We start from the raw sequence: 24,458 nt of genomic DNA, 5'->3' as shown, positions 1-24,458 counted from the left end.
AACGCCCCTGCAACCCGAAAATGGGTGAAGTAGAGCACAAATACGGGGGTTTAGGTTCATCCTGACCTAAACAGAACAGCAAAACCCCTAGTCAACGCAGGATAAGCCTCCCGAAAGTTCTTCAAAAAAAGTTTAAAAACCTTCAAAAGACCTCGAAAACCTGCAGAAGCTCCCTATAGAGCCCATATAGAAGGGCAGAAGAGCCCCTCAGCATCAAGAAGATAGGAAGAGAAGACGGGAAGAAAAGATGGGAAGAGGGGCTCCGCCCCTCCCCCATCTCTGTATTTCATACCGCCGTATTTCTGTACCGCTGCACTCCCCCGTTCTGCACCTCCCTATATATGAGCACCTACATATGGGGAGAGCGCAGAAGAGCACAGAAAAGGAGGGCACCCCTCACGGGGGCGCCCTCCTTATTCAAACTACAGAGCTACAGGCTGTAGCTCGCTAGCTTCAAAACTTTAGTTCGCGGAAGCGCGACGACGAGAAACATCGTACAGAGTAATACCCACAGCCATCGCCGCGTTCAAAGACTCCATCGCAGAATCAATCGGAATCGACACAATCTGATCGCAGTTCTCAGTCACCAGGCGGGACAGACCCTTACCCTCAGAACCAACCACCACGCACAGCGGCTCATTCGCAAGCTCCAGAGCCGGCAACTCAATATCGCCGCCGCCATCCAGACCAATCACGAAAATACCCTGCTCCTTAGCCTGCTGAATCACGCGAGTCAGATTAGTCGCCATCGCAACAGGAATACGAGCAGCCGCACCAGCACTAGTCTTCCACGCACCAGCAGTCACAGCAGCCGAACGACGCTCAGGAATAATCACGCCATCACCGCTAAACGCGGACACGCTACGAATAATCGCACCCAAGTTACGCGGATCAGTAATACCGTCCAAAGCAACAAACAGCGGCGGAGTCGACAGCTTACCCGAGTGCCAACGCTCCATAGTATCCAGCACCAGGTCAGTAGCGTCCGGGTATTTGTACGGAGGAATCTGCATCGCAACACCCTGATGCACAGAACCATCAGTCAAACGATCCAGCTCGCTACGCGGAATCTCCAGCATCGGAATATTGCGCTTATTCGCAATAGTCATGATCTCGCGAACGCGGTCATCAACCTCAACACGGCTCATAATGTACAAGTGCTTCGAGGGAATCTCAGTACGCAGAGCCTCAAGCACCGCATTACGACCAGTCACCAGCTCATCGCTAGCACGCTTACCGCCCAGACGAGTCTGGAACTTACGGTTCGTACCGGTAGCAGCACGACGCTCCGCCGCGCGCTTCATCTTATACGCCTTGTGATAAACGCGGTCCTCAGCCTTCGGAGTAGGGCCCTTACCCTCAAGCGCCTTACGACCGTGACCACCAGTGCCCTTAGTAGCACCCTTCTTCTTGCTGGTAGCGCCCGGGCGCGAACCTGCCTTAGCCATTCTTCTCTTCCTTCGTCAAAGTAATGAATACGAGTCTACGCGAGAGAAACCCGCGCGACCTAAGCCTTACGCACAAACGCGGGGCACATCACCCTCTAGCCAACGCTCCAGCTCGAACCATTCGCGCCGTCCTTCACCTGCACACCAGCAGACGCCAACAGATCACGCATCGCATCAGCCTTCGCCCAATCCTTCTGAGCACGAGCATCAGCACGCTCCGCCAACACAGCCTGAATCAGCGCATCCAGAGCCTCATGCTCAGCACCCGAAGTACCCTCAGCATTAAAACTCATCAGCTGCGCCAGGCCCAGAACCTCAGCCATAGCCATCACAGCGTTAGCCGCCTCCGAAGCATCCTCACCAGCAGCAAGCGCAGCATTACCCGCACGAGTCTGCTCATGCAGAACCGCCAAAGCACGTGGAATATTCACGTCATCATCCATAGCCTCAGCAAAAGCCTCCGGAACCTCACGACCCGGCTTCAGCACATCCTGAGTTGCAGCAAGGAACGCCTCAACACGCTCAATAGCGGTTGCCGCCTCCTGCAGAGACGACGGACGGTAATCAAGAATCGAACGGTAATGCGCACTACCCAGGTAATAGCGAACCACCAGCGGACGAGCCATCTGCAGCATCTGCGCCGGCGAAATCGTATTACCGATAGACTTCGACATCTTCTCACCCTCATAGGTGACCATGCCGTTATGCATCCAGAAGTTCGCGAAATCATCACCAGCAGCAGTCGACTGCGCCAGCTCATTCTCATGGTGCGGGAAACGCAAATCCAAACCGCCACCGTGAATATCGAAACGCGAACCCAAATACTTACCAGCCATCGCCGAGCACTCCAGATGCCAGCCCGGACGGCCGCGACCCCACGGAGACTCCCACGAAGCAGTCAGCGGCTCACCCTCCTTATAACCCTTCCACAGGGCAAAATCGCGGGGGTCACGCTTACCGCGCGGATCAGCATCCGCAGAATCCTGCATATCCTCAACGCTCTGATTCGTCAGCGCACCATACTTATCCCACGAACGCACATCAAAATACACATCACCAGAATCATCCAGCGCAGGATACGCGTGGCCACGATCAATCAGACGCTGAATCAGAGCAAACATCTCCGGAATATGACCGGTCGCACGCGGCTCATAGGTCGGCGGATCAATACCCAGCGCCGCATACGCCTGAGCAAAAACCTTCTCAAAACGGTACGCGAGCGCCCACCACTGCTCATTCGGGAATTCACCCTCAAAACCGGGCTCCATAGATTCAGCAGACTTCGCCAAAATCTTGTCGTCAATATCAGTAACATTGCGGACCGTCGTCACCTTCAAACCGCGGTAACGCATCCAACGGCTCAACTGGTCAAAAACCAACGCCGAACGGATGTGGCCCAGATGCGGTTCACCCTGCACCGTAGCACCACAATAATAGATACGCGCCTCACCGGGCACGACGGGCTCAAACTCACGAATAGTCGCGGAAGCTGAATCATAAAAACGCATAGTCACACTCTCATTCTACGGGGTCGGTTCAAACGCCGGGGCGGTAAATCAGCGATAGGTTACAGAATGGCTCGAAGCAACCAAACACCTACGAACGCGGATACACCAGCGCCGTCGCAATAGCAGCCACACCCTCACCGCGGCCCGTCAAACCCAAACCATCAGTAGTCGTCGCAATCACCGTCACCGGAGCACCCGCCGCCTCGCTCAGCACACGGTTCGCCTCATCACGGCGCGGAGAGAACTTCGGGCGGTTACCCACCAGCTGAACGCTCACATTACCAATCTCAAAACCAGCAGCACGCACAATCGCCGCAGCCTCAGAAAGAATACGAACACCAGAAGCGCCCTTCATATCCGGGCGGTCCACACCGAAATTAGAGCCCAAATCCCCCGTGCCGGAGGCGGCAAAAAGAGCGTCCGCAGCAGCATGAGCCACCACATCACCATCAGAATGGCCACTCAAACCACGCTCACCCGGCCAATGCAGACCAGCAATATACAGAGGAGTGCCCTCTTCGCCAAAAGCGTGGACATCAACACCGGTACCAACACGAGGAATAACAGTCATCACAGGACCCTTCAATCGATCAAACATCTTCTCAGCAGCAGTGCCTCCGCAAAAGAGGCGTTAGGCGGCAAGCTTAGGCAGCAGAATCACCAAACAGCGCGCGAGCAACCCGCAAATCCATCGGAGTCGTCACCTTAAACGCATCCGCATCACCGGCAACCGTCAACACCGGCTCACCCGCCGCCTCCATCGCCATCGCATCATCAGTCAACAGCTCAGCCTCCTCAGCAGGCAGGGAACGGCTACGCTCATGTGCCGCCAACAGGGCAGCCACCTCAAAACCCTGAGGAGTCTGCACCGCACGCATCTGCGCACGCGAAGGAGTACCCGTCACCAAACCAGCAGAATCCACAGTCTTCACCGTATCCACCACCGGCAACACAGGAATCACCGCACGCACAACACCCTGCGGGCTCGCAGAACCCAAACCCTCAAGCACGCGGTGATACACCTGCGGCGGAGTAAAAGCACGAGCGCAATCATGAATCAGCACATAATCCACCGGAACCTGCGCATCCTTCAAAGCATCCAACGCCGCAACCACCGAAGCAGTACGCGTATCACCACCGGCAGTAATCAACGCACCGGCACGGCGGGCATCCTCCAAAAGCTCCGGGCAACTCGCCGAACAATCAGCAGGAACAGTCACCACCACATGCTCAGCAACACCCGAAGCGAGCGCACCCTCCAACGCATAATCCAGCAGGGTACGACCATGCACACGCACAGCGGCCTTCGGGATCGGCTCACCCAGGCGAGTACCCGAACCAGCCGCCAAAACAATCACAGCAGTATTCGCCGCAGAAGCAGAACTCATCAGTCTCAAGCCCATCTACGCCTCGAACTTATAGCCCAAGCCGCGAACCGTCACCACATACTGCGGGGCAGAAGAATCCGGCTCAATCTTCGAACGCAGACGCTTAATATGCACGTCCAGGGTCTTCGTATCGCCCACATAGTCGGCGCCCCACACGCGCTCAATCAGCTGGCCACGAGTCATCACACGACCCACATTGCGCAGCAGAATCTCCAGGAGCTCAAACTCCTTCAGCGGCATAGAAATCTCTTCACCATTAACCGTCACCACATGGCGGTCAATGTCCATGCGCACCGGGCCGCCCTGCAGCACCGACTCAGTAGCAGAATCAGTTTCCGCCGAACGACGACGCAACACCGCGCGGATACGAGCAATCAGCTCACGCGCTGAATACGGCTTCGTCACATAGTCATCAGCGCCCAGCTCCAGACCGAGCACCTTATCCAGCTCAGAATCCTTAGCGGTCAGCATGATAATCGGGACCGAAGACACCTCACGCAGCTTACGGCACACCTCCATACCGGACATGCCCGGAAGCATCACATCCAGCAGCACCAAATCCGCGCCCTCGCGGTCGAACACCGGCAGAGCATCCAGACCGTTGTCCACAACAATCGTCTGGAAACCCTCACGACCCAGCAAAAACGCAAGGGGATCCGAGAGGGCCTCTTCGTCCTCAACAATCAGAATTTTAGACATCAATAACTTCCTTCGATTCCATAAAACCTATACCGCTAACACTACACTGCGGCCGGAGGCTCGTTCAGCGGCAACGCCAACGTAAACGTCGAGCCTTCCTGCGGCATCGACCGAACCGTCACGCTACCACCGTGCTGAGTCATCACATGCTTCACAATGCTCAAGCCCAAACCAGTGCCGCCCGTCTGACGCGAACGAGCCGGATCAACCCGGTAAAAACGCTCAAAAATACGCTTCTGCTCGTCCTCCGGAATACCCACGCCCTGATCAGCAACCTCAACCAGCAGCTGATCAGCCACACGGTGCACCCAAATATCCACCTTCGTATGCTCCGGCGAATAACGCACCGCGTTCTCCACCAGGTTCTGCACAGCAATACCGAGCAGCTCGGCGTCACCGTACACCTCGGGGACCTCCTCGATGCGGGTAGAAATCTGAATGTCCTTCTCCTCCGCCACAATATGCGAACGATCCACCGCATCAGCCACCAAAGAAGGCACCGACACCGGACCACCACGCGCAATCACATCGGTCGACTGCAGACGCGAAAGCTCAATAATGTCACGCACCAGCGCAGACAGGCGGCGCGTCTCCTTATGAAGACGCCCCACAAAATACTCAATCGCCTCCGGGTCATCACTCGCCTGCTCAATAGCCTCAGCCAATAGACTCACCGCACCCACCGGAGTCTTCAACTCATGCGACACATTCGCCACAAAATCATTACGCATACGCTGCACACGAGAAATTTCAGTACGGTCATCCGCAAGCACCAGAATGTACTCGTCGCCCAAAGAAGCCACGCGAACGTCCAGCACCAGCGCCTCACCCTCACCGCGGTCAATTTCAAAAGTACGCTCCGCAAAAATACCGCGATGACGCACCGTGCGAATCATATCCGCCAGCTCATCAGACGCCACCGTATGGCCACGCACCAGACCCATCGCATAAGCACCCGGAGAAGCCTGAACCACGCCGCCCACCTCATCAATCACCAGGTAAGCGCGGCCAATCACAGCAAGCACCTGGGCAGCACCATCACGCAACGCCGGCGCCGACACCAAGCTACGCTCCTGCTCCCGCTCACTACGCGCCACCGCGTTCATGCTCAGGACGCCCACCAGCAGACCTATCATGCCCGCGATAAAGGCGATCAGACCGGCATCCATGTACTTCCCTTCCATTCGGGTACCCCATAAGTATAAATGTGGCCGATACCCAGCACTTGGGCGAACGCCCCTCTTCTCAGACAGGCTCCCCGTGCAGAAACCCTGCAGAGAACGCAATGAGCCGCCCACCTCAACGGTGGACGGCTCATCACAATGACAGGGGTGAAACCCTGCCGGAGGTATTACTTGCCCTGGTTTGCTACGGCAGCAATAGCGTCCTTAGCAGCCTCGGGGTCCAGGTACTCGCCAGCCTTGACGGGCTTGAAGTTCTCATCCAGCTCGTAGTACAGCGGAATACCGGTGGGGATGTTCAGGCCAGCAATGTCCTCATCGGAAATACCCTCGAGGTGCTTGACCAGCGAACGCAGGGAGTTACCGTGTGCAGCCACCAGAACGGTCTTGCCTGCTGCGAGGTCGGGCTTGATGTCCGACTCCCAGTAGGGAAGCATACGGCCCAGAACGTCCTTCAGGCACTCGGTGCGAGGAGCGTTCTCAACATCCGCGTAGCGGGGGTCGTGTGCCTGCGAGTAGGGGTCGTTGTCATCCAGCGGGGGCGGCGGAACGTCGTAGGAACGACGCCAAGTCATGAACTTCTCGTCGCCGTATTCCTCGCGGATTTCGGACTTGTTCTTACCCTGCAGAGCACCGTAGTGACGCTCGTTCAGGCGCCAGGTGCGCTTGACGGGAATCCACAGACGGTCTGCTGCATCCAGTGCAAGGTTTGCGGTGTTGATTGCGCGACGCTGCAGGGAGGTGTGAACAACATCGGGGAGGATGTTGCGCTCTGCCAGCAACTCGCCGCCGCGCTTAGCCTCAGCGCGGCCCTTATCGGTCAGGTTAACGTCCACCCAGCCGGTGAACAGGTTCTTCTCGTTCCACTCGGACTGGCCGTGGCGCAGGAGTACTAGTTTGTAAGTCATACCTCTATTTTTTCATTTACCCGCCGGTTTGTCATGCCTTAGAGCCTAGAAAATATTCATTCTCCCAAAAATTTATAAGGGTCTTTTCTACCAGAACGAAAGGCTCAAAAACCCCGCCAAAAAAGGGAAAAGCCTCGCACACCATCCGACCGGGACAAACCCGTCAGACAGCGCACGAGGCTTCACCATCTATCGCACAAAGCGAGCGCAAAAGCTAACGCTAGAAACGGCGGCGGCCCACCGAAGGCCACACACCAGCCAGGAACACGCAGCTAATCACAGCAGCAACCAGCTGAAGAATCAGCACAGTATTACCGCCGCCAGTCACCGCAGCAAAAACACTAAACAGCGACACCGCAGCAGAACCACCGGTCAAAGCCAGCCACGTGTTCTTCGGGCGCTTACCGGCAAAATCGTACGCGTTCGCCGGAGACATCCACGCACGCACAAAAGCCAGCACACCAACCGCAGCACCAGCGATAGCCAGCAGCGTATCAACAAAAGTGGTCACATACCAGACCAGCAGAATAGGAGACATAGTATTCCTTAGAATCAGCAGCTTCTCTAGACAACCCTAGCAAAGCGCTTAGCGGACGACCTTAAAGGCCTCAACCAAGTCATTGTAAAGGTCATCCACGTTCTCAATACCCACCGACAGGCGCAGCAAAGACTCCGGAATTGAATCCGGCTCGTTACCGTGGCGACGACGACGCTCCACGAGAGACTCCACGCCGCCCAGAGAGGTTGCCGGGGTCCACAGCTTCAACGCCTCCACGACGTTACGGGCACCCGTAGCGTCCGTATCCAGGGTGACGCACAAAATCGCACCGAAACCGTCCATCTGCTTCTTCGCAACCTCATGACCGCGGTCGCTCTCCAGACCCGGGTAACGCACCTCAGTCACGAAGGGGTGCTCGCTCAGACGCTCCGCCAGCACCTGTGCGTTCTGCACAGCACGCTCCACACGCAGTGCCAGAGTGCGCAGACCGCGCAAACCAAGCCACGCCTCCACCGGACCGGGGATTGCGCCGTTGGTGATGCGGTGGTGACGCATCGCCTTGTACAGATCCTCGTTCGAGGTCAGAGCCATACCCAGCAGCACATCGGAGTGGCCCGCCAGGAACTTCGTAGCGGAGTGAACCACCACGTCAGCACCCAAATCCAGGGGACGCTGCAGAATCGGGGTTGCGAAGGTATTATCCACCGCGGTCACAATGCCCAGGCGGCGAGCAGCAGAAAGCAGGGCAGGCAGGTCAGCGACCTCAAGCATCGGGTTCGTGGGGCTTTCCAGCCACGCCAGGACCTTCGGTGCCGAGTAGTTCACGTTCTCCGGGGTCACGCCGGTGCGGGATGCGGCATCCTCCATAGCGGCGATAACGCTCTCGGTGTCTTCAATGTCCACGCGAACAAGCTCAATGATGCCGCGGCGCTCCAAATCCTTGCACAGGGTCACCGACGCCATGTATGCGTGCTTCGGAATCAGAACAATGGAACCAACCGGCACCAGGTCGATGACAGCAGCGACAGCAGCCATACCAGAGGGGAACAGCAGACCCGGCTGGGTAGCGTTCTCCAGCTTCGCCACAACCTCTTCCATACCCTCCCAGGTGGGGTTCGAGAAGCGGGCGTACACGCGGTCCTGCTCAATATTGACGGCGTCCACACCGCGGTAGGTGGAAGAAAGAACAATCGGGGGGTTCACCGGCGCGTCATGCTCGTGTGCCGGGCGGCCGCCGGAGACGACGAAGGTCTCAGCGGAGTAATTCATGTCGTGGTTATCTGCAGTCATGCTTTTAAGCCTGGCACACCCACGCCCAGAACGCACGCCCACGCCGGTAACAGAGGACAGGATTTACATGTTTTTTACCTACAGGCATACTCAGCGTTGTTCAGAACCGTCACCAAAGCCACACCGAGGATTTGGGCAGACCCGGTACCCTTAAGAAGTGATGGATACTCTCAGCTACACCCCCGATGCGCAGAATCTTCCCGCCGACCCGACCGGTCGCCGCGGGCTTTTTATCGTGGTCGAAGGAGGCGACGGCGCCGGCAAAACCACCCAGCTCGCTCTGCTGGATGAAGCACTACGCGACCGCGGATACCGTGTCATCACCACCCGCGAACCCGGCGGCACCGAGATTGGCGAAAAGCTGCGTGCCCTCGTCCTTGAAGCGGGTCAGGGTACCATTGACGACCGCACCGAGGCGCTGATTTTCGCGGCATCCCGCGCGGCTCACGCCTCCCAGTTGATTCGTCCGGCGCTCGCTGAGGGCGCCATCGTGCTGAGCGACCGCTATATTGATTCTTCTGCCGCGTACCAGGGCGTAGGCCGTGACCTGGGTGTTGAAACCATCGTCGATTTGAGCCGCTGGGCTACCGCCAATCTGGTGCCCGACGCGACCCTACTGCTGAGTGTGCCGTTGAGCGCCGAGCAGGAGCGCATGGATCAGCGCGGCACCGTCGACCGTATTGAGGCTGAAGGCGCCGCGTTCAAGGCCCGCATTCACGGTGCGTTCGAGCAAATCGCCCGCGAGGACGCTAACGGCTCGCACCGCATCATTGATGGTGTGGGCACGATTGAGCAGGTGCACGCGCGCGTGCTCGAGGTGATTGAGCCTCTGCTTGCCGCCCGCAAGCTGGTCCGCACCGGCAAGGAGGACTCATGAGCCTCTGGGATACCCTGCTAATTCCCGCCGATAAGCTCCAGCAGCTACGCACGGACGCTGCCGCCGACCGCCCCACGCACGCTTGGCTTTTCACGGGCGCGACCGGTGCGCCGCACCGTGAGGCGGCAAAAATTTTCGCTGCCGCACTGCTGTGCGAGCAGCCCGACCCGCAGGACCGCGGATGCGGCCAGTGCAAGGGCTGCGTGACCGTCATGAACGGTTCGCACGCAGATTTTACGCACTTTAGTACCGAGGCGACGCACATCAGTATTGATGAGGCACGCGAGCTGGTCATGAAGGCTCAGGACCGCCCGACCGTGGGTCGCTGGCGCGTGATTCTGGTGGAGGACACCGAGCGTATGCCGGAGCGTACCTCCAATGTGCTGCTGAAGGCGATTGAGGAGCCGCCGCCGCATACGATTTGGTTGTTGACGGCGCCCTCCCCCACCGATGTGCTGGTGACGATTCGTTCGCGGTGCCGTCCGGTGCAGTTGCCGGTTCCCACCGATGCGCAGGTGCACGAGTACCTACTGGCGCACGGTGTGGTGGATCCTTTGGCGCAGCGCGCGGCGCGTCTGGCTCTGGGGGATGCACAGGAGGGGTACCGTCTGGCGACCGATGAGCAGGCGATGGCTCGTCGGGAGTTGATTACCTCCCTGATTCTGAATGTTCGTTCTATTTCTTCGGCTTTCAATGCAGCTGAGAAGCTCACCGACCTTGCCGACCAGGACGCACAGGCTGTCTCCGCTCTCAAAGATGAGCAGGAGCGCCAGGAACTTCTGGCTCTGCTGGGTATTCGCGAGGGTGAGCGTGTTTCTCCGTCCTTGCGAGCGCAGGTTCGCCGCCTGGAGGAGCAGCAGAAGCGCCGCGCTAAGCGCGTTTCCTCCGATACGCTGTTGCGTTCCGTGGCGCAGGTTCAGACGGTTCTGCGTGATGCGTTGACGGTGGCACTGTCGGCTCAGGCTCCGCTGGTCAATGAGCATTTGCGTGAGCTCCTGGAGGCGTTCTGCACCCGCCGTTCCGCCCAGCAGCTGCTGGAGGATGTGCAGGCGGTCGAGCTGACTCTGCGTCGTCTGCGGACGAACGCGAATGCGCGTTTGGCGCTTGAGGCATTGATGAGCCGCTTCGTGTATCAGTAGCTTCTTGGTAGCTCATACAGCGAAAAAGGGGAGGCGCCGAAGAGATGATCTTCGGTGCCTCCCCTTTTTTCTGTTGGTTCTCAGCGCGCCTAGGGCTTAGTTGCGGAATCAAACTTAGTTGCGGAAACCGTGAACCGGCGACGGAATACGACCACAGCGGGCGATGAACGCCTCCGCGCTGGGGGTGTGGGTGGGCATGACGGGTGCGCGACCGAGCAGGCCGCCGAACTCAACCATGTCGCCTACGCCCAGACCAACCGCCGGGATGACGCGGACCGCGGTGGTCTTGTGGTTCATCACGCCGATTGCTGCTTCGTCGGCAATCATTGCTGCGAGGGTGGCGGCGGGGGTATCGCCGGGAACCGCGACCATGTCCAGGCCCACCGAGCAGATGGCGGTCATCGCTTCAAGCTTATCGAGGCTGATGTGTCCGGCGGCTGCGGATTCAATCATGCCGATGTCCTCAGAGATCGGGATGAAGGACCCGGAGAGGCCACCGACGTTCGAGCACGCCATGAGGCCGCCCTTCTTCACCGCGTCGTTGAGCAACGCGAGGGCCGCAACAGTGCCGTGGGTACCGACGGTTTCCAGACCCATCTCTTCGAGGATGTGTGCGACCGAGTCGCCAATCTCTGCGGTGGGTGCCAGAGAGAGGTCGATAATGTTGAACTGCACGCCAAGGCGTTCAGCGGCGAGGGTACCGACCAGCTGACCGACGCGGGTAATCTTGAAGGCTGCCTTCTTGATTTCTTCGGCGCAGGTGTCAAAGGATTCGCCGCGGACCTTCAGCAGGGCGCGGTGTACCACGCCGGGGCCAGAGACACCTACGGAGATGGTGGTGTCTGCCTCCTGTACGCCGTGGAATGCGCCCGCCATGAAGGGGTTGTCGCTGACGGCGTTCGCGAAGACGACGAGCTTGGCGCAGCCGAAGCCGTGTGCGTCCGCGGTCAGGTCTGCGGTGGCGCGGATGGTTTCACCCATGAGCTTGACGGCGCTCATGTTAATGCCGGCGCGGGAGGATCCGATGTCTACGGAGGAGCAGACCACGTCGGTCTCTGCGAGCGCTCGAGGGATGGAACGAATCAGCTTTTCGTCAGCGGGGGTCATGCCCTTATCGACGAGGGCACTGAAGCCGCCGACGAAGTTCACGCCGACTGCCTTAGCTGCCGCGTCGAGGGTGCGAGCGAACTCTACATAGTCCTCATCGTTGGAGGCGCCTGCCACCAGCGCGATAGGGGTGACGGCGATGCGCTTGTTGACGATTGGGATGCCGAGCTCAGCTTCGATACCTTCGCAGACGCTGACGAGGTTTGCGGCGCGGCTGGTGATCTTGTCGTAGATTTTGCGGCGGGCTACTTCACCGTCGGAGTCGGCGCAGTCGAGCAGGGAGATGCCCATGGTGACGGTGCGAATGTCGAGCTTCTGCTCCTCGATCATTCGAATGGTTTCTAGAATGTTGGTGTTGCGCATAAGTGGAGCCTTAGATGGAGTGCATTGCCTTGAAGATGGATTCTGCCTGAATGCGAATCTGGACCTTCTGTTCGTGCTCAACACCAATCATGGCTTCCTGCAGGTCGATGAGGTTCTGCTGCTCTTCGTCGAAGGAGCAGTGCATGATCATGGTGAAGTATTCGCCCATGATGGTCTGGGAGACGTCAAGGACGTTGACCTTGCGCTCGGCGAGGGTTGCGGTCACGGCGGCGATGATGCCTTCGTGGTCGATGCCTGTGACAGTGAGGATAATCTTCACGGTGTTCTCCTAGTGGTTTGGGGCTGCGTACCCAATGAAGAGGTGCATAAAGGCACAGGTATACGCATATTTATAAGAGTAATTATAGGTTACCCAGAACACACTGTGTAAGGTAGACACAAAAATATCCCCTGCATCCCATATTCGGGGCATAAAAAATCCACGCCTTCCCGGTCTGAATAAATACAGGGAAGAACGTGGATTCTTTATTATGTGCCAGTCTTGATGTATCTTTCGACACTCCTTATATCTGGCTAGATTATAACTGTCTAGAAGTTTTAGTTATCGAGGATTATTTCCTAAACATAAGAAGCAATGTACAGCTCGCCATTACCGCTCAAGGTTGCCTCGGAGGGCTCACCCACGTGCAGTACCGACTCGGTGGCGCCCAGCACGAACTCTTCGGTGCCGTTGCCGTCTGCCGCGTGAATGGTGATTTCACCGGATACGCTCAGTGCGGCACTAATACCCTCAAAGGTGTATTCCTGCGGCTTGCCCTCTTCAACGCGGATGCGGGTTACGCTCATGCGCTCATCCCACATGGCATAGGTGCCCACGGGTGCGTTATCGGGGGTGGGTCGCTGAATCACGGGGGCGTCCTGGCTTTCGCCGAGAACCTTGATGAGCTCTTCGGTGTCGATGTGCTTTGCGGTCAGACCCGCGCGCATCACGTTATCGGAGGGGTTCATCAGCTCAATGGCGGTACCGGAGACGTAGGCGTGCACCTGGCCGTCGGGGGTGAATGCGGATTCGCCGGGTGCCAGGTGCACCAGGTTCATGACGAATGCGACGAGCAGGCCGCGGTCGCCGGGGTACTTGCCGGCAACAATCTGTACGAGCTCAGCGGCGTCAGCAATGAGCGCGTTTTCGGAGCCGGTCAGCTGTGCTGCCACCTCGATGAGCTGTTCAACAGCGGTTGCGGCAGCGTCTTCGGGCATGCGAATAATCTCGGTCAACAGCTGCTTGGGGGTAAGCTCCACGCGCTCTGCCAGCCAGTCAGCCTTGAATGCCCTCGCCAGTTCTGCCAGCTGTTCGGAGGTGCGCACACCGGTGAGCACGCGCATCTGGGTCAACGCGATGACGGTTTCGGGCTTGGAGTAGCGGTCCTTGTAGTTGCGGTGCGGCGCGTCAATCGCGATGCCGCGTGCCTGCTCGTCCTCGAAACCAGCGATAGCCTGCTCGGGGGTGGGGTGCACTTGAATGGACAGCGGCGCATCAATCGCAAGAATCTTAAAGAGGAAGGGGAACCAGTCAGAGATACGGTCCGGACGCAGGAAGCGGGAGGGGTTCTCCACAATCAGCTCGTTGAGCGGGGATTCAGTGCCGTCAACGGTGGCACGGGAAGGTGCAGCCGGATGCGCGCCAACCCACACCTCAGCCTCAGGCTGTTCGGTGGGGACAGGCACGCCACGCATGCGTCCGAGAATTTCGCGGGAGCCCCACGCATAATTCTGAATCTGGTTTTTTAGGGAAAAAATCTCACCCATGGGGGAAAATACCTCTCGACGTGAGTTGTTTGAAGCAAGTGACGTGATAAAAAACCCATACATTCAGCAGAATTTATAAGGTTTTACCTGCCCATTATAGAGGCTAATTACACTTCTTTACCGCTAAAATAAAAGGCGTGACTACTATTAATCTACATGACTCATTCAAAGCGTACGACGTGCGTGGCATCGTCGGCGAGACCATTACCGCAGAGACTGTTCGTGCCACTGGCGCGGCTTTCGTAGACATTCTGGGCCTGGAGGGCCAGACCATCCTGGTCGGTGGCGACATGCGCCCCTCCTCCCCCGAATTCATGGATGCATTCGCCCAGGGTGCAACCGCTCGCGGTGCAAATGTTGAGAAGATCGGCCTGATCTCCACTGACGTTCTGTACTTCGCATGTGGCGTTGAGAACGCTGCCGGTGTTACCTTCACCGCTAGCCACAACCCCGCAGAGTACAACGGCATGAAGATGGCTAAGGCTGGCGCTGTTCCGCTGTCTTCCGAGTCCGGTCTGTTCGATATTCGCGATCTGGCTCAGAAGTACCTGGATGCGGGCGAGATTCCTTCGGTGGAGAAGGTCGGCACCGTTTCTGAGAAGGACATCCTCAAGCCTTACGCAGAGTACCTGCGCAAGCTGGTTGATCTGTCTTCCATCCGCCCCCTGAAGGTTGTTGTTGACGCTGGTAACGGCATGGGTGGTATGACCACTCCCGCTGTTCTGGGCGACACCATCCTGCCGGGCCTGCCCCTGGAAATTGTTCCCCTGTACTTCGAGCTGGACGGTACCTTCCCGAACCACCCGGCTAACCCGCTGGAGCCGGCTAACCTGGTTGACCTGCAGAAGGCTGTTGTTGAGCACGGTGCCGACATTGGTCTGGCATTCGACGGCGACGCTGACCGCTGCTTCGTCATCGACGAGAAGGGCGAGCCCGTTACTCCTTCGGCTGTGACCGCTCTGGTTGCTGAGCGCGAGATTGCTCGTGCGAAGGCTGAGGGCAATGAAGAGCCCGTCATCATTTACAACCTGATTACTTCGAAGGCTGTTCCTGAGCTGGTTGAGAAGCTGGGCGGCCGCGCAGTGAAGACCCGCGTGGGCCACTCCTTCATCAAGGCTGTTATGGCTGAGGAGAACGGCGTTTTCGGTGGCGAGCACTCCGCTCACTACTACTTCAAGGACTTCTTCAACGCAGACACCGGCATGCTCGCTGCAATGCACGTGCTGGCTGCTCTGGGTGGCGGCGACAAGCCCCTCTCCGAGATCAGCGCGAAGTACTCCCCGTACGTTGCTTCCGGTGAGATTAACTCCGAGCTGGAAGACAAGGCTGCCGCTGTGGACCGCGTTCGTGCACACTACGCTAACGCTCCCGTGGTTGTTGAGGACTCTGACGGCACCACCTTCACCAACACTGAAGAGGGTTGGTGGGTCAACCTGCGTCCTTCGAACACTGAGCCTTTCCTGCGCCTGAACCTTGAGGCACCGGATGTTGCGACTATGGAGCGCGTCCGTGACGAGGTTTTGGCTCTGGTTCGCCAGGGCTAAGCACTAGCTAGCTACTAAAAAGTCCCGCCCCGCAGATTCGTCTGCGGGGCGGGACTTTTTATTTTGAGTTCTAAAAACCCGGCTAGGTTCTTCTGTCTAAGAGGAGAACCTAGCCGGGTTTAAGGAACCTAGCGGACGAGCCGGCTTACGGGGTTTTTACGCTTCGCGAGCCTGGTCGTGGAGCATCCACTGGTCGGGGCCGAAGATCTCGTAGTTGATGTTCTTGCCGGGGACGCCTGCCTCCACCAGTGCGGAGCGTACGCCCTGCATGAAGGGCAGCGGGCCGCAGAGGTAAACGTTAGCGTCGGAGGGCACGTCCAGCTTGGACACGTCGACACGGCCGGCGAAGTCGCCACCCTCACCCTCGATGAACGAGATGAGGCGTGCGTTGGGCAGCTTGTTGACGAGCTCGGTGAGCTCTTCGCGCAGGGGCCAGGTGTCCAGGCTACGGTCCGCGTGAACTACGGTTACGGGGCGCTGGGAGCCCTTCTCAATCAGCTCGGAGAGGAAGCTGAGCATGGGGGTGGTGCCGATACCTGCGGAGAAGAGGTACAGGGGTGCCTCGGGGTTGCCGAAGCCTTCCAGGGTCAGGTCACCGTAGGGGTTGGAGATCTCGACGACGTCGCCGATCTTCAGTTCGTGCAGGATGGAGGTCATCTCGCCGTTGGGGTCGAGCTTCACAGCGATGCGGCGCTGGTTCTTTTCGCTGGGCAGCAGGGTGTACTGGCGTGCCTGGCGCAGACCGTCACGTGCGGGAACGACGATGGAGATGTACTGGCCGCCCTTGGACTCGGTCATGGGGGTCTCATCGGCGGGCTCGAAGGTCAGCACGACGACGTTCTCGCCGGTCTCCTTACGGTCAACGACCTTGAAGGGGGCGAACATGACATCGTTTGCCTGGGATGCATACAGGCCCTTCTCCAGCTTGATGAGGGCGTTGCCCATGAGCCAGTAGACCTCGGTCCATGCCTCAACGATTTCGGGGGTAGCCAGATCGCCCAGGTTAGCGGCGATTGCCTCGAAGAGGTACTTGTAGACGGTGGGGTACTCTTCTTCCTTCAGGCCCAGGGAGGCGTGCTTGTGAGCAACGCGGGAGAGGACTTCGTCGGGGTAGGAGTCCGGGTGCTCAACGATGTAGGAAGCGAACACAGCGATGGAGCCTGCAAGTGCGCGGGGCTGGGTGCCTTCGAGCTGAGAGGAGCGGGAGAACATGCCGTCCATCAGGTCGGGGCGGGCAGCAAACATTCGACGGTAGAAGTCGGGGGTAATGTCGTTGATGCGCTCAGCGATAATGGGCAGCGTTGCCTCAATAATGGGGCGGGACTTCTCAGAGAGCATGTCATGCCTTCTTCCTGTGTGGTCACCTCGGTCGTTGTGATGATGCCCTTGATATGTGTGATGCTGGGGCGTTCACTCGGACAACTCAGTTGGTGACGGAGTGTTTATAAAGCACCCTTACCGTAGCATTTTGCGGGGTGTTTGCGCTGAGTGCAGGTCATGCTCTGAGGGTTATTTGGCACTGTGGATGCGACTTATGGTTCACCCTGACTCAAAGATAGAGTTGCGCGTCACACTATATATTTTCAGTCGCACTTCTACAATCGGCGGGTGACCAGCCTGGAAACATGTATAAAAATACCGGAGTGAAAATATATTTACCCGGGAAAGTATGCAGTGTGGTGCAAAAATGAATATGGTCACATTTTCTGCATTTGAAAAGCAAGTTTGCAATTTTCTGTATTTCCTGCACAAATTCAGGAATCACACAGGTTCCAGCACCCCCGCAGACAGAGGCATAGACACCCCCGACACCCCCTCAAAAACCTCCGCAGAAAGCCACCGGGAAAATCCCAACAGCCCCGCGTTAGCCGCAAGAATGCCTTAAAAACTCTATGGAGCCTCCCACCGGAAAGCTCCACAGGCATCACGTATCGCTTGAATACTTACGACTAGCGCGCAGGCAACGCATTCTCCGGAGGCCCAAAGCCCAGCTCGACGAACACCGGGCCAACGGGGCGCGCACCGGCAGTCAGTTCGCTAATGATCACCGAATCAACCGATGCATAGAATGCCTCGCGAGCCTTCGCCAGCACATTGCGCAGGCGACAGAACTTATCGAGGGGGCAGTGGCCATTCTCATCCTCGCACTCAATCATGGGAATATCGCCCTCAGTAGCGCGAAGAATAGTGCCGACAGTCGCAGAACGACCCGCATCCGAAAGCATGACGCCACCGGCGCGACCGCGAGTCGAGTCCAGGTAACCCATGTTCACGAGGAAAGCTACAGCCTTCGCCACGTGGTTGTAGGGGGTGTCCACACCTTCAGCGATCTTCTGGGTGGAAAGCTTCTGACCGGGCTCCAGAGCAGACAGGAGCATCAGAACGCGGAGCGAGACATCCGAGAATGCTGTCAAACGCATGGATACTCCTTCTAATCTCTCGTGCCACCACATATCAGTACATGTAGCAGCGGATATGCGCAGCTCGTGAAAGCCATGCGCATTCAAAAATCTTACATTGGAATTGTATAGGGGTGATAAGAGAGGCAAGAAATTATAACCAGCTGCTTCTGTGCCCCAACCACCCCGGCGGGGATTTAAAGTATTTCTCAAGAGCAAGTGGACTGCATAGCCTTACATTCACACCTTTGCGAGAAAACTTATCATTCCCCCCAGCTGACGGGGATTCAAATTTTCCCCAAGCAGAAGGAAGGAGCGGAATCTCATCGGGAGATTCCGCTCCTTCAATGCGCTAAACCTTAGGTATTAGCTGGAGTGTCTTAGCCCTCCAGAGCCTTCGCCAGAGCGTCGCGCTGTTCGCGAACCTCAGCAGGCAGCTTGTCGCCGAACTTCTCGAGCCACTCGTCGATGCTGGGCAGCTCAGCAACCCATTCTTCCTTCGAGACAGCCAGAGCAGCCTTCAGTTCTTCCTCGGAGATTTCCAGACCGGTCAGGTCCAGGTCTTCCTTGGTGGGAACGGTGCCCAGGAAGGTCTCCTGGCCGCCAGCCTTGCCGTCGAGGCGGTCGCAGATCCACTTCACAACGCGAGAGTTCTCGCCGAAGCCGGGCCATGCGAAGCCACCGTCGGGGGTACGGCGGAACCAGTTGACGTAGTAGACCTTCGGCATATTCTCAGCGCCGTGCTTCTTGCCCAGGTCCAGCCAGTGCTTGAAGTAATCACCAGCGTTGTAGCCGATGAAGGGCAGCATTGCCATCGGGTCGCGGCGAATCACACCGACAGCGCCCTTAGCAGCCGCGGTGGTCTCGGAGGAGAGGGTAACTGCGCGGAAGACGCCCTGCTCCCAGCTCTCGGACTCGGAAACCAGGGGGATGGTGGTCTTGCGGCGACCGCCCAGAACGATAGCGCTCAGCGGCACACCCTCGGGGTCGTAGTACTCGGGAGCGAGCATGTCGACCTGGGATGCGGGGGTGCAGAAGCGGGAGTTCGGGTGAGCTGCCGGGCGGCCGGACTCGGGGGTCCAGTCCTGACCGGTCCAGTCAATCAGGTGCTCGGGAGCCTCATCGGTCTTACCCTCCCACCAGACGGAGCCGTCGTCGGTCAGTGCAACGTTGGTGAAGATGGTGTTGCCCTTGGCGATAGCCTTCATAGCGTTCGGGTTGGTGGAGTAACCGGTGCCCGGTGCCACGCCGAACAGGCCAGCCTCGGGGTTGACCACGCGTGCCTGGTGGTTCTCGTCGAACTCGATCCATGCGATGTCGTCGCCGACCATCTCAGCCTTCCAGCCGTCAATGGTGGGTTCCATCATTGCGAAGTTGGTCTTGCCACATGCGGAAGGGAACGCTGCGGAGATGTAGCGAACCTTGCCCTCGGGGTTGGTGACCTTCAGGATGAGCATGTGCTCTGCCATCCAGCCCTCATCGCGACCGATAACGGATGCGATACGCAGTGCGTAGCACTTCTTACCGAGCAGTGCGTTACCGCCGTAGCCGGAGCCGAAGGACCAGATTTCGCGGGTCTCGGGGAACTGGACGATGTACTTCTCGGGGTTGCAAGGCCAGGGAACATCTTCCTGACCGGGCTCCAGGGGTGCACCAACAGAGTGCAGAGCCTTGACGAAGAAGCCGTTGGTCTCGTTCAGCTTGGCAAGAACGTCCTTACCAATGGTTGCCATGATGCGCATGGAGCAGACAACGTATGCGGAGTCGCTGAGCTCAACAGCAATCTTGGGGTTCTTAGCCTTCAGGGAGCCCATGACGAAAGGAATGACGTACAGGGTACGACCGCGCATGGAGCCCTCGAACAGACCGGTCAGGGTCTGCTTCATTTCGACGGGGTCGCGCCAGTTGTTGGTCGGGCCTGCGCCTTCTTCAGTCTCGGAGCAGATGAAGGTGCGCTCCTCGACACGTGCAACGTCGTCGGGATCGGAGAAAGCTGCGTAAGAGTTCGGGAATTCGTGATCGCTGAGGCGAACGAAGGTACCGGCGTCAACCAGTTCCTGTGCCAGGCGGTCATATTCTTCCTGGGAGCCATCGACCCAGTAGATGTGTGCGGGCTGGGTCAGTGCCGCAACCTCGCGAACCCAATCCAGGAGGCCCTGGTGGGTGGTAGGTGCGCTCTGCAGCTCCTTTTCGAGTTCGGCAGAGAGAGTACGAGTTGAGGTGTCAGCCATTGACATTTTCCCCTTCAATCGGTGGCCCGGATACTACATTGATCCGGTTAGGTCTGCGGTAACAAAGAAGCAGTTAAACACTACAAGCGTGCAAACAAATGTGAATATGCACGCTTGGACAGTCTCCACTTCCTCGTGATGCTTACAGAATAACGCATTAATGGTCTGCAGAGCTTTCTATGACACCATTTCTTAAGTTCTGCGCATCACATTCTTAGAGTACGAGAAGATTTCTGTAAAGAATTTTTAGGTCGTATGGCGGGACCCTTCGGGGATTTTAGGGGCCTACAGCACCGGTTTTAGGGTGCCGAGAAAATATTTTGAAAAAATTTTACGCCACCAAAAACCCCGGAATCATGCGGTAAAACAGGGCATTATCGAGTCTTTCGGAGGGGATTTTGGGTCAATTTCGAGTTTTTCGGCTTGCGCACCCTTGGAGACATCCGTATAGTAGTACCTGTTGCCGCGACGGGTTGAAGAAATCCGAAGCGAGGAACATGCGCCTGTAGCTCAACGGATAGAGCATCTGACTACGGATCAGAAGGTTGGGGGTTCGAATCCCTTCGGGCGCACCACCGATCCCCGGTTCTTTGGAACCGGGGATTTTTTGTATGCCCAGAAGATAGACCCCGGAAGACACACCCCTGGAAGACATCTTTGGGAAACAAGCGCGCTGAAAACGCTCTGACACAAGCCCCGGGCAGAGCTCAAGCCACTGCACAGTACAACATGTTGCAGTACGACACGCCGCAGGCTCTAGCTAGGTGTAGCAAGGACGCTTCACCAGCTGACGCTGCCCCATCCGTGCCAAAAACCGCGCCCCAAAGCACCCCAACCTGTGAATCCACAGATTTATGCTCCCAGATGACGTGCCCCGGGGCACACCCGCCAAAAAACGCATAGGATGGAAAGAGGACCCTCCACACATAGGCTGGAGAGCAGACAACGCGAAGGAGCACTATGGCACAGCTATCCATTCCGCAGTCCCTGATAGGTGCACTCATCGATATAGCCGACCTTGGAACACTCGACTACTTCCCGCCCACCGAACGATGCGCCCACTGGTCCCTCTATGACGCGCAGCGCCAGGAGCTCCTCTGCCCCTGCACACCCGCCGCCAACACCACCGCGGAGAAGCTCTTTGAGGCCGCGGCGAAGATTCTCTACGAGAATTTCCCGCGATATATCGATTCGCCCGAGGAAATCATTCCTTATACTTCCCGCCAGGAACTCGTTGCCGCTCTGCGTCGTGGCGACGATGAGCTCAGCGATGAGGAGCAGACAACCAAAGTTACCGCAGACTCTACGGCTGATGTTGAGGTTGAACCTAACCCCACAGAATCTGCAGTAATTGAGGATGCTGAAGTTAGCGCTTCTGTTGCGCCCAAGCCTGCAGCCCCGAAGCCTGCGCCTTCCCCCGCGCTCTTTGCGGCCCGCGCAGCGCAAGCCCCCAGCCCGGTTCCCAGCGTGCCGGAAGAAGCACCCGCAGAAAAGACCGCACCGGTGCCGAGCCCGGCAACGATTACCGCTGCAACGTCTGTAGCAGCGGCACCCGAGCCCACTGTACCGAAGCCAGCTGCGCCCAAACCCGCAACTCCTACGTCTGCAGTGCCGAAGCCTGCCGCACCGACTCCCGGTGCCCCCTCCCCCGGTATGTTCCGCAAGTCCACGCTCACCTACCGACCGCCGCGCATCGAAGAGTACCTGGAGGGTCTGCGCGCCCGCCAGCAGGCGGCCGAAGCCGCCGCCCCGGAAGCCGCGCAGTCGGTAGCGGGTACCGAACAGGTATCTGCTGAAGAGTTGCCCGTGCTCAGCCACGCTGCACCGATAGCTACGGTCCCGAAGCCTGCCGCGCCGAAACCAGGTGCGCCGAAGCCTGCCGCGCCTACCCCGAGCGCTCCCGCCGCAGAGCCGGTAGCCGCCGAACCGACCGCGCCTCGCGGCGTCAGCGAAGAGGACCGCGAACGCAGCTACCGCCTGCGCCCGAGCCTGCGCGCCCGCCTCGAACGCGAAAACATCAGCGAAGAGCTCGTGCGCACCATCCTGCGTGAAGGCGCGGCAGAACGACTCAACGACTGGACGATTCGCTTCACCCACGACGATTACCGGGTGGACGTCAACACCGCCTCCGCAGAAGTCATTACGGTCATTGACGAATACGACGCCGAATACAACGAAGCGGCGCAGGCATCCCTGGCGCAGGGCGAATACAACTCGCTCAACGCCCTGGAACTCGAATTCAGCGAGCGCGCCCGCACCTTCTTGAAGAAGAACCCGCCCTTCGTCTTCGATCTGATGCTTCATGCCCTGAGCAACCCCGAGAGCGTGCGCATGGCTGAAGGCTGGACCCGCATCTACGCGGCGCAGGGTCTGGAAATTGCGATTTCGCCCGATGAGCGGACCGTTATGGCTCTGGCGAAGACCCCGGATTTCCATCACTTGCACGCGGAAGCCCTGCGTAAGGCTCAGCTCGAAGAGCTCAGCAACACCCTGGCAAAGCAGGCAGAAGATAAGGCAACCCAGGCAGAAAACACCGTTGAGGAGGAGAAATAATGTCCGCGAAGCAGATTACCGTTCCTCTTGAGGTGTACGTTCGCCTGCAGGAGCTTGCTTCCCTCGCAACCTATAGCTACCGGGAGAACCAGGGCTCCGAAGAGAACAGTGCAAGCGATAAACCGTGGGATTTGCTCTCCAAGGACGGCGCGTCCCTACTCGATGAGAACGGCGCACTCAAGCCCGAAGCGGCAGAGCTGTACTTCACCCTCCTACCGCTCATTGCCCAGGAATTCATGGAGCAGCAGCAGGCACTCGTGGACGCATACCGTCAGGCGCCCAAGCCCGCCGCCGCGCGCGCCAAGATTCGCCCCTCCAACCAGCGCCTCATTCCGCTGACCGAGGTGCCGCTGGAGAACCAGCGTATTGCCGCGCGCATCGAGAAGGAATTCTACGGTGACGTGCCGCCGCGCCGCCGCATCTACGGTGTGCTCCCCGGCGTAATGGATTACATGATGCGCCACGGGCTCACCTACGAGCTGCTTCTGGACATCATCGAATCCCCCGCAAGCACGGTGGTTCAAGAAAGCGCGCAAGAGAACCGCTACGGCCGAGAAGTCACCCTCTACACGCATGAAGAGGAAGGCTACCAGGTGGTGCTCAACCCCCTGACCGCCGAGGTGCTCGCGCTACGCCCGCTGCAGGCTCTCGCCGGAGGCTACCAGCTCTCCCCCGAGGCTCAGGCTCAGCTCAAATCGCTCGGACTGACCGGCGAGTACATTGCCCGCATCCTGGATGAGGCCGAGGACCGCCGCCCGATTCCCGGCAGTAGCCGCACCGTGTACTCGCTCAACGGCTACCAGGTGGAGTTCTCGCACTCCGACCAGCAGGTCATTCGCATTAGTCGCGGCGCCGCGCCCAGCCGCAACCCCTTCGAGTCGCAGCCGAGGATGAGCGGTACAAAGAGGCAGCGCGGCCGCAAGATTCCGCACGATGTGGATGCGTTCGTGCAGTTGCTGCAGGAGCACGGCTTCACCATCACCATGGGCGGTAAACACTACGATATTCGCCATGAGAAGCTGGCTCCGGGTCAGAAGGCGGTCACCTCCGTAACCCCCTCGGATTCGCAGCGCTGGCACCTGAACTCGGCGCGCCAGATCCGCAATACCTTCGGTATCGACCTGCGTTACGCTGATCCGCGCGATAGTGTACGCGGTATTGTGCGCGGCTCGGGACGAAACACCCAGAATACTGATGACCACAGCGCAGAAAAGCAGGACGCCGAGAAGAGCGCGGAGAAGACGGCGGAGAAGGAATCCGAGTAGGTCTTCGTCACAGTTGAAGCATAGCCGTTGAAGCGCGCCCGCGTGCCGGTTCTTTATACTGCCCCCAGCATGTCTTTGCATCTGGGGGCAGTATTCATATGCGCCTATATCCCGCGTTGTCAGGGCAATACGGGGTAGACTGGGGGCAATACAGACATGCTACTCAGCATAAAAATTAATATGCGTTCCCGTGATATGCGTGACGGTAGGGTTGGGGATGCGCCACAAAGTACGGTGAATAACAGCCCCTACCTCTACAATAGAAACGCATCACTACAGAAGAAGGAGAACG

General features: G+C 58.3%; 20 protein-coding genes and 1 tRNA gene. 6 read left to right on the top strand and 15 right to left on the bottom strand.

Annotated elements, in window-relative coordinates; genetic code table 11:
* Positions 1-461: 461 nt before the first annotated feature.
* The 9 genes from rlmB to HMPREF2527_RS01665 form a co-directional block, all read right to left on the bottom strand.
* Positions 462-1,448: a 23S rRNA (guanosine(2251)-2'-O)-methyltransferase RlmB gene (gene rlmB, locus HMPREF2527_RS01705; RefSeq protein WP_005507146.1), complete on the bottom strand. Its 987-nt coding sequence runs from the start codon at positions 1,446-1,448 to the stop codon at positions 462-464.
* 95 nt (positions 1,449-1,543) lie between these two features.
* A complete protein-coding gene (cysS, locus tag HMPREF2527_RS01700) occupies positions 1,544-2,962 on the bottom strand; it encodes a cysteine--tRNA ligase (RefSeq protein ID WP_049358237.1) in 1,419 nt (472 codons plus the stop codon).
* Between the two features lie 82 nt (positions 2,963-3,044).
* On the bottom strand, positions 3,045-3,527 hold the full coding sequence (gene ispF, locus HMPREF2527_RS01695; protein WP_005509302.1) for a 2-C-methyl-D-erythritol 2,4-cyclodiphosphate synthase: 483 nt from the start codon (positions 3,525-3,527) through the stop codon (positions 3,045-3,047).
* Positions 3,528-3,600: 73 nt separating this feature from the next.
* On the bottom strand, positions 3,601-4,344 hold the full coding sequence (ispD, locus tag HMPREF2527_RS01690) for a 2-C-methyl-D-erythritol 4-phosphate cytidylyltransferase (RefSeq protein ID WP_049358236.1): 744 nt from the start codon (positions 4,342-4,344) through the stop codon (positions 3,601-3,603).
* Between the two features lie 15 nt (positions 4,345-4,359).
* The gene (locus HMPREF2527_RS01685) at positions 4,360-5,043 is read right to left on the bottom strand and encodes a response regulator transcription factor (RefSeq protein WP_005507150.1); all 684 of its coding nucleotides are present in this window, start codon (positions 5,041-5,043) and stop codon (positions 4,360-4,362) included.
* A gap of 41 nt (positions 5,044-5,084) precedes the next feature.
* Positions 5,085-6,227 carry a sensor histidine kinase gene (locus HMPREF2527_RS01680; protein WP_012904157.1) on the bottom strand — a complete coding sequence of 381 codons (1,143 nt, stop codon included), beginning with the start codon at positions 6,225-6,227 and terminating at the stop codon, positions 5,085-5,087.
* Positions 6,228-6,394: 167 nt separating this feature from the next.
* Complete coding sequence (locus tag HMPREF2527_RS01675) at positions 6,395-7,132, bottom strand: phosphoglyceromutase (protein ID WP_049338203.1); 738 nt, start codon at positions 7,130-7,132, stop codon at positions 6,395-6,397.
* Positions 7,133-7,352: 220 nt separating this feature from the next.
* On the bottom strand, positions 7,353-7,670 hold the full coding sequence (locus HMPREF2527_RS01670; protein WP_005507153.1) for a DUF2516 family protein: 318 nt from the start codon (positions 7,668-7,670) through the stop codon (positions 7,353-7,355).
* Between the two features lie 48 nt (positions 7,671-7,718).
* Positions 7,719-8,921: a trans-sulfuration enzyme family protein gene (locus HMPREF2527_RS01665; RefSeq protein WP_070505934.1), complete on the bottom strand. Its 1,203-nt coding sequence runs from the start codon at positions 8,919-8,921 to the stop codon at positions 7,719-7,721.
* Between the two features lie 160 nt (positions 8,922-9,081).
* On the opposite strand from HMPREF2527_RS01665, the gene tmk reads away from it, so the two are divergent.
* Together tmk and HMPREF2527_RS01655 are read left to right on the top strand one after the other, a co-directional pair.
* Positions 9,082-9,798: a dTMP kinase gene (gene tmk, locus HMPREF2527_RS01660; RefSeq protein WP_083294444.1), complete on the top strand. Its 717-nt coding sequence runs from the start codon at positions 9,082-9,084 to the stop codon at positions 9,796-9,798.
* A complete protein-coding gene (locus HMPREF2527_RS01655) occupies positions 9,795-10,937 on the top strand; it encodes a DNA polymerase III subunit delta' (protein ID WP_070505932.1) in 1,143 nt (380 codons plus the stop codon). Before tmk ends, HMPREF2527_RS01655 begins: the two co-directional genes overlap by 4 nt.
* 114 nt (positions 10,938-11,051) lie before the next feature.
* On the opposite strand, the gene HMPREF2527_RS01650 is transcribed toward HMPREF2527_RS01655, so the two are convergent.
* The 3 genes from HMPREF2527_RS01650 to manA form a co-directional block, all read right to left on the bottom strand.
* Positions 11,052-12,407 (bottom strand): PFL family protein, encoded by a 1,356-nt coding sequence (locus tag HMPREF2527_RS01650; protein ID WP_070505930.1) that lies wholly within the window; start codon positions 12,405-12,407, stop codon positions 11,052-11,054.
* Positions 12,408-12,417: 10 nt separating this feature from the next.
* Entirely contained in the window at positions 12,418-12,687 is a 270-nt protein-coding gene (locus tag HMPREF2527_RS01645; protein ID WP_070505928.1) for an ACT domain-containing protein, read from the bottom strand.
* Between the two features lie 299 nt (positions 12,688-12,986).
* Positions 12,987-14,174: a mannose-6-phosphate isomerase, class I gene (manA, locus tag HMPREF2527_RS01640; protein WP_070505925.1), complete on the bottom strand. Its 1,188-nt coding sequence runs from the start codon at positions 14,172-14,174 to the stop codon at positions 12,987-12,989.
* Between the two features lie 137 nt (positions 14,175-14,311).
* Here manA and HMPREF2527_RS01635 point away from each other — a divergent pair, with 137 nt between their 5' ends.
* Positions 14,312-15,718 carry a phosphomannomutase/phosphoglucomutase gene (locus HMPREF2527_RS01635; RefSeq protein WP_070505923.1) on the top strand — a complete coding sequence of 469 codons (1,407 nt, stop codon included), beginning with the start codon at positions 14,312-14,314 and terminating at the stop codon, positions 15,716-15,718.
* Between the two features lie 156 nt (positions 15,719-15,874).
* On the opposite strand, the gene HMPREF2527_RS01630 is transcribed toward HMPREF2527_RS01635, so the two are convergent.
* The 3 genes from HMPREF2527_RS01630 to HMPREF2527_RS01620 all read right to left on the bottom strand — a co-directional run bounded on the left by HMPREF2527_RS01630 (position 15,875) and on the right by HMPREF2527_RS01620 (position 20,348).
* Complete coding sequence (locus HMPREF2527_RS01630) at positions 15,875-17,056, bottom strand: FAD-binding oxidoreductase (protein ID WP_070505920.1); 1,182 nt, start codon at positions 17,054-17,056, stop codon at positions 15,875-15,877.
* A gap of 611 nt (positions 17,057-17,667) precedes the next feature.
* Entirely contained in the window at positions 17,668-18,138 is a 471-nt protein-coding gene (locus HMPREF2527_RS01625; protein ID WP_049340331.1) for an RrF2 family transcriptional regulator, read from the bottom strand.
* A gap of 359 nt (positions 18,139-18,497) precedes the next feature.
* A complete protein-coding gene (locus tag HMPREF2527_RS01620) occupies positions 18,498-20,348 on the bottom strand; it encodes a phosphoenolpyruvate carboxykinase (GTP) (protein WP_044150793.1) in 1,851 nt (616 codons plus the stop codon).
* Positions 20,349-20,847: 499 nt separating this feature from the next.
* Between HMPREF2527_RS01620 and HMPREF2527_RS01615 the strand changes: the two genes are divergently transcribed.
* The 3 genes from HMPREF2527_RS01615 to HMPREF2527_RS01605 all read left to right on the top strand — a co-directional run bounded on the left by HMPREF2527_RS01615 (position 20,848) and on the right by HMPREF2527_RS01605 (position 24,166).
* A tRNA-Arg gene (locus HMPREF2527_RS01615) sits at positions 20,848-20,923 on the top strand.
* A 385-nt stretch (positions 20,924-21,308) separates the two neighbouring features.
* A complete protein-coding gene (locus tag HMPREF2527_RS01610) occupies positions 21,309-22,901 on the top strand; it encodes a DNA repair protein (protein ID WP_070505918.1) in 1,593 nt (530 codons plus the stop codon).
* Positions 22,901-24,166, top strand: a complete 1,266-nt coding sequence (locus HMPREF2527_RS01605) for a cell wall biosynthesis glycosyltransferase (protein ID WP_070505916.1) — start codon at positions 22,901-22,903, stop codon at positions 24,164-24,166. The genes HMPREF2527_RS01610 and HMPREF2527_RS01605 overlap by 1 nt, the downstream gene beginning before the upstream one ends.
* Positions 24,167-24,458 lie beyond the last annotated feature (292 nt).

The sequence above is a fragment of the Rothia sp. HMSC071B01 genome, assembly GCF_001808945.1.
Classification (GTDB): Bacteria; Actinomycetota; Actinomycetes; order Actinomycetales; family Micrococcaceae; genus Rothia.
The sequence above is the reverse complement of the archived record's forward strand: the minus strand, read 5'-3'. Positions and strand labels throughout refer to the sequence as shown.

Coding starts and splice junctions, on each gene's coding strand:
- tmk (WP_083294444.1), top strand. CDS start 9,082: ATGGATACTCTCAGCTACACCCCCGATGCGCAGAATCTTCCCGCCGAC.
- HMPREF2527_RS01655 (WP_070505932.1), top strand. CDS start 9,795: ATGAGCCTCTGGGATACCCTGCTAATTCCCGCCGATAAGCTCCAGCAG.
- HMPREF2527_RS01610 (WP_070505918.1), top strand. CDS start 21,309: ATGGCACAGCTATCCATTCCGCAGTCCCTGATAGGTGCACTCATCGAT.
- HMPREF2527_RS01670 (WP_005507153.1), bottom strand. CDS start 7,670: ATGTCTCCTATTCTGCTGGTCTGGTATGTGACCACTTTTGTTGATACG.
- HMPREF2527_RS01650 (WP_070505930.1), bottom strand. CDS start 12,407: ATGCGCAACACCAACATTCTAGAAACCATTCGAATGATCGAGGAGCAG.
- HMPREF2527_RS01625 (WP_049340331.1), bottom strand. CDS start 18,138: ATGCGTTTGACAGCATTCTCGGATGTCTCGCTCCGCGTTCTGATGCTC.
- ispF (WP_005509302.1), bottom strand. CDS start 3,527: ATGACTGTTATTCCTCGTGTTGGTACCGGTGTTGATGTCCACGCTTTT.
- HMPREF2527_RS01680 (WP_012904157.1), bottom strand. CDS start 6,227: ATGGAAGGGAAGTACATGGATGCCGGTCTGATCGCCTTTATCGCGGGC.
- rlmB (WP_005507146.1), bottom strand. CDS start 1,448: ATGGCTAAGGCAGGTTCGCGCCCGGGCGCTACCAGCAAGAAGAAGGGT.
- HMPREF2527_RS01605 (WP_070505916.1), top strand. CDS start 22,901: ATGTCCGCGAAGCAGATTACCGTTCCTCTTGAGGTGTACGTTCGCCTG.
- HMPREF2527_RS01675 (WP_049338203.1), bottom strand. CDS start 7,132: ATGACTTACAAACTAGTACTCCTGCGCCACGGCCAGTCCGAGTGGAAC.
- HMPREF2527_RS01685 (WP_005507150.1), bottom strand. CDS start 5,043: ATGTCTAAAATTCTGATTGTTGAGGACGAAGAGGCCCTCTCGGATCCC.
- manA (WP_070505925.1), bottom strand. CDS start 14,174: ATGGGTGAGATTTTTTCCCTAAAAAACCAGATTCAGAATTATGCGTGG.
- ispD (WP_049358236.1), bottom strand. CDS start 4,344: ATGAGTTCTGCTTCTGCGGCGAATACTGCTGTGATTGTTTTGGCGGCT.
- HMPREF2527_RS01665 (WP_070505934.1), bottom strand. CDS start 8,921: ATGACTGCAGATAACCACGACATGAATTACTCCGCTGAGACCTTCGTC.
- HMPREF2527_RS01620 (WP_044150793.1), bottom strand. CDS start 20,348: ATGGCTGACACCTCAACTCGTACTCTCTCTGCCGAACTCGAAAAGGAG.
- HMPREF2527_RS01630 (WP_070505920.1), bottom strand. CDS start 17,056: ATGCTCTCTGAGAAGTCCCGCCCCATTATTGAGGCAACGCTGCCCATT.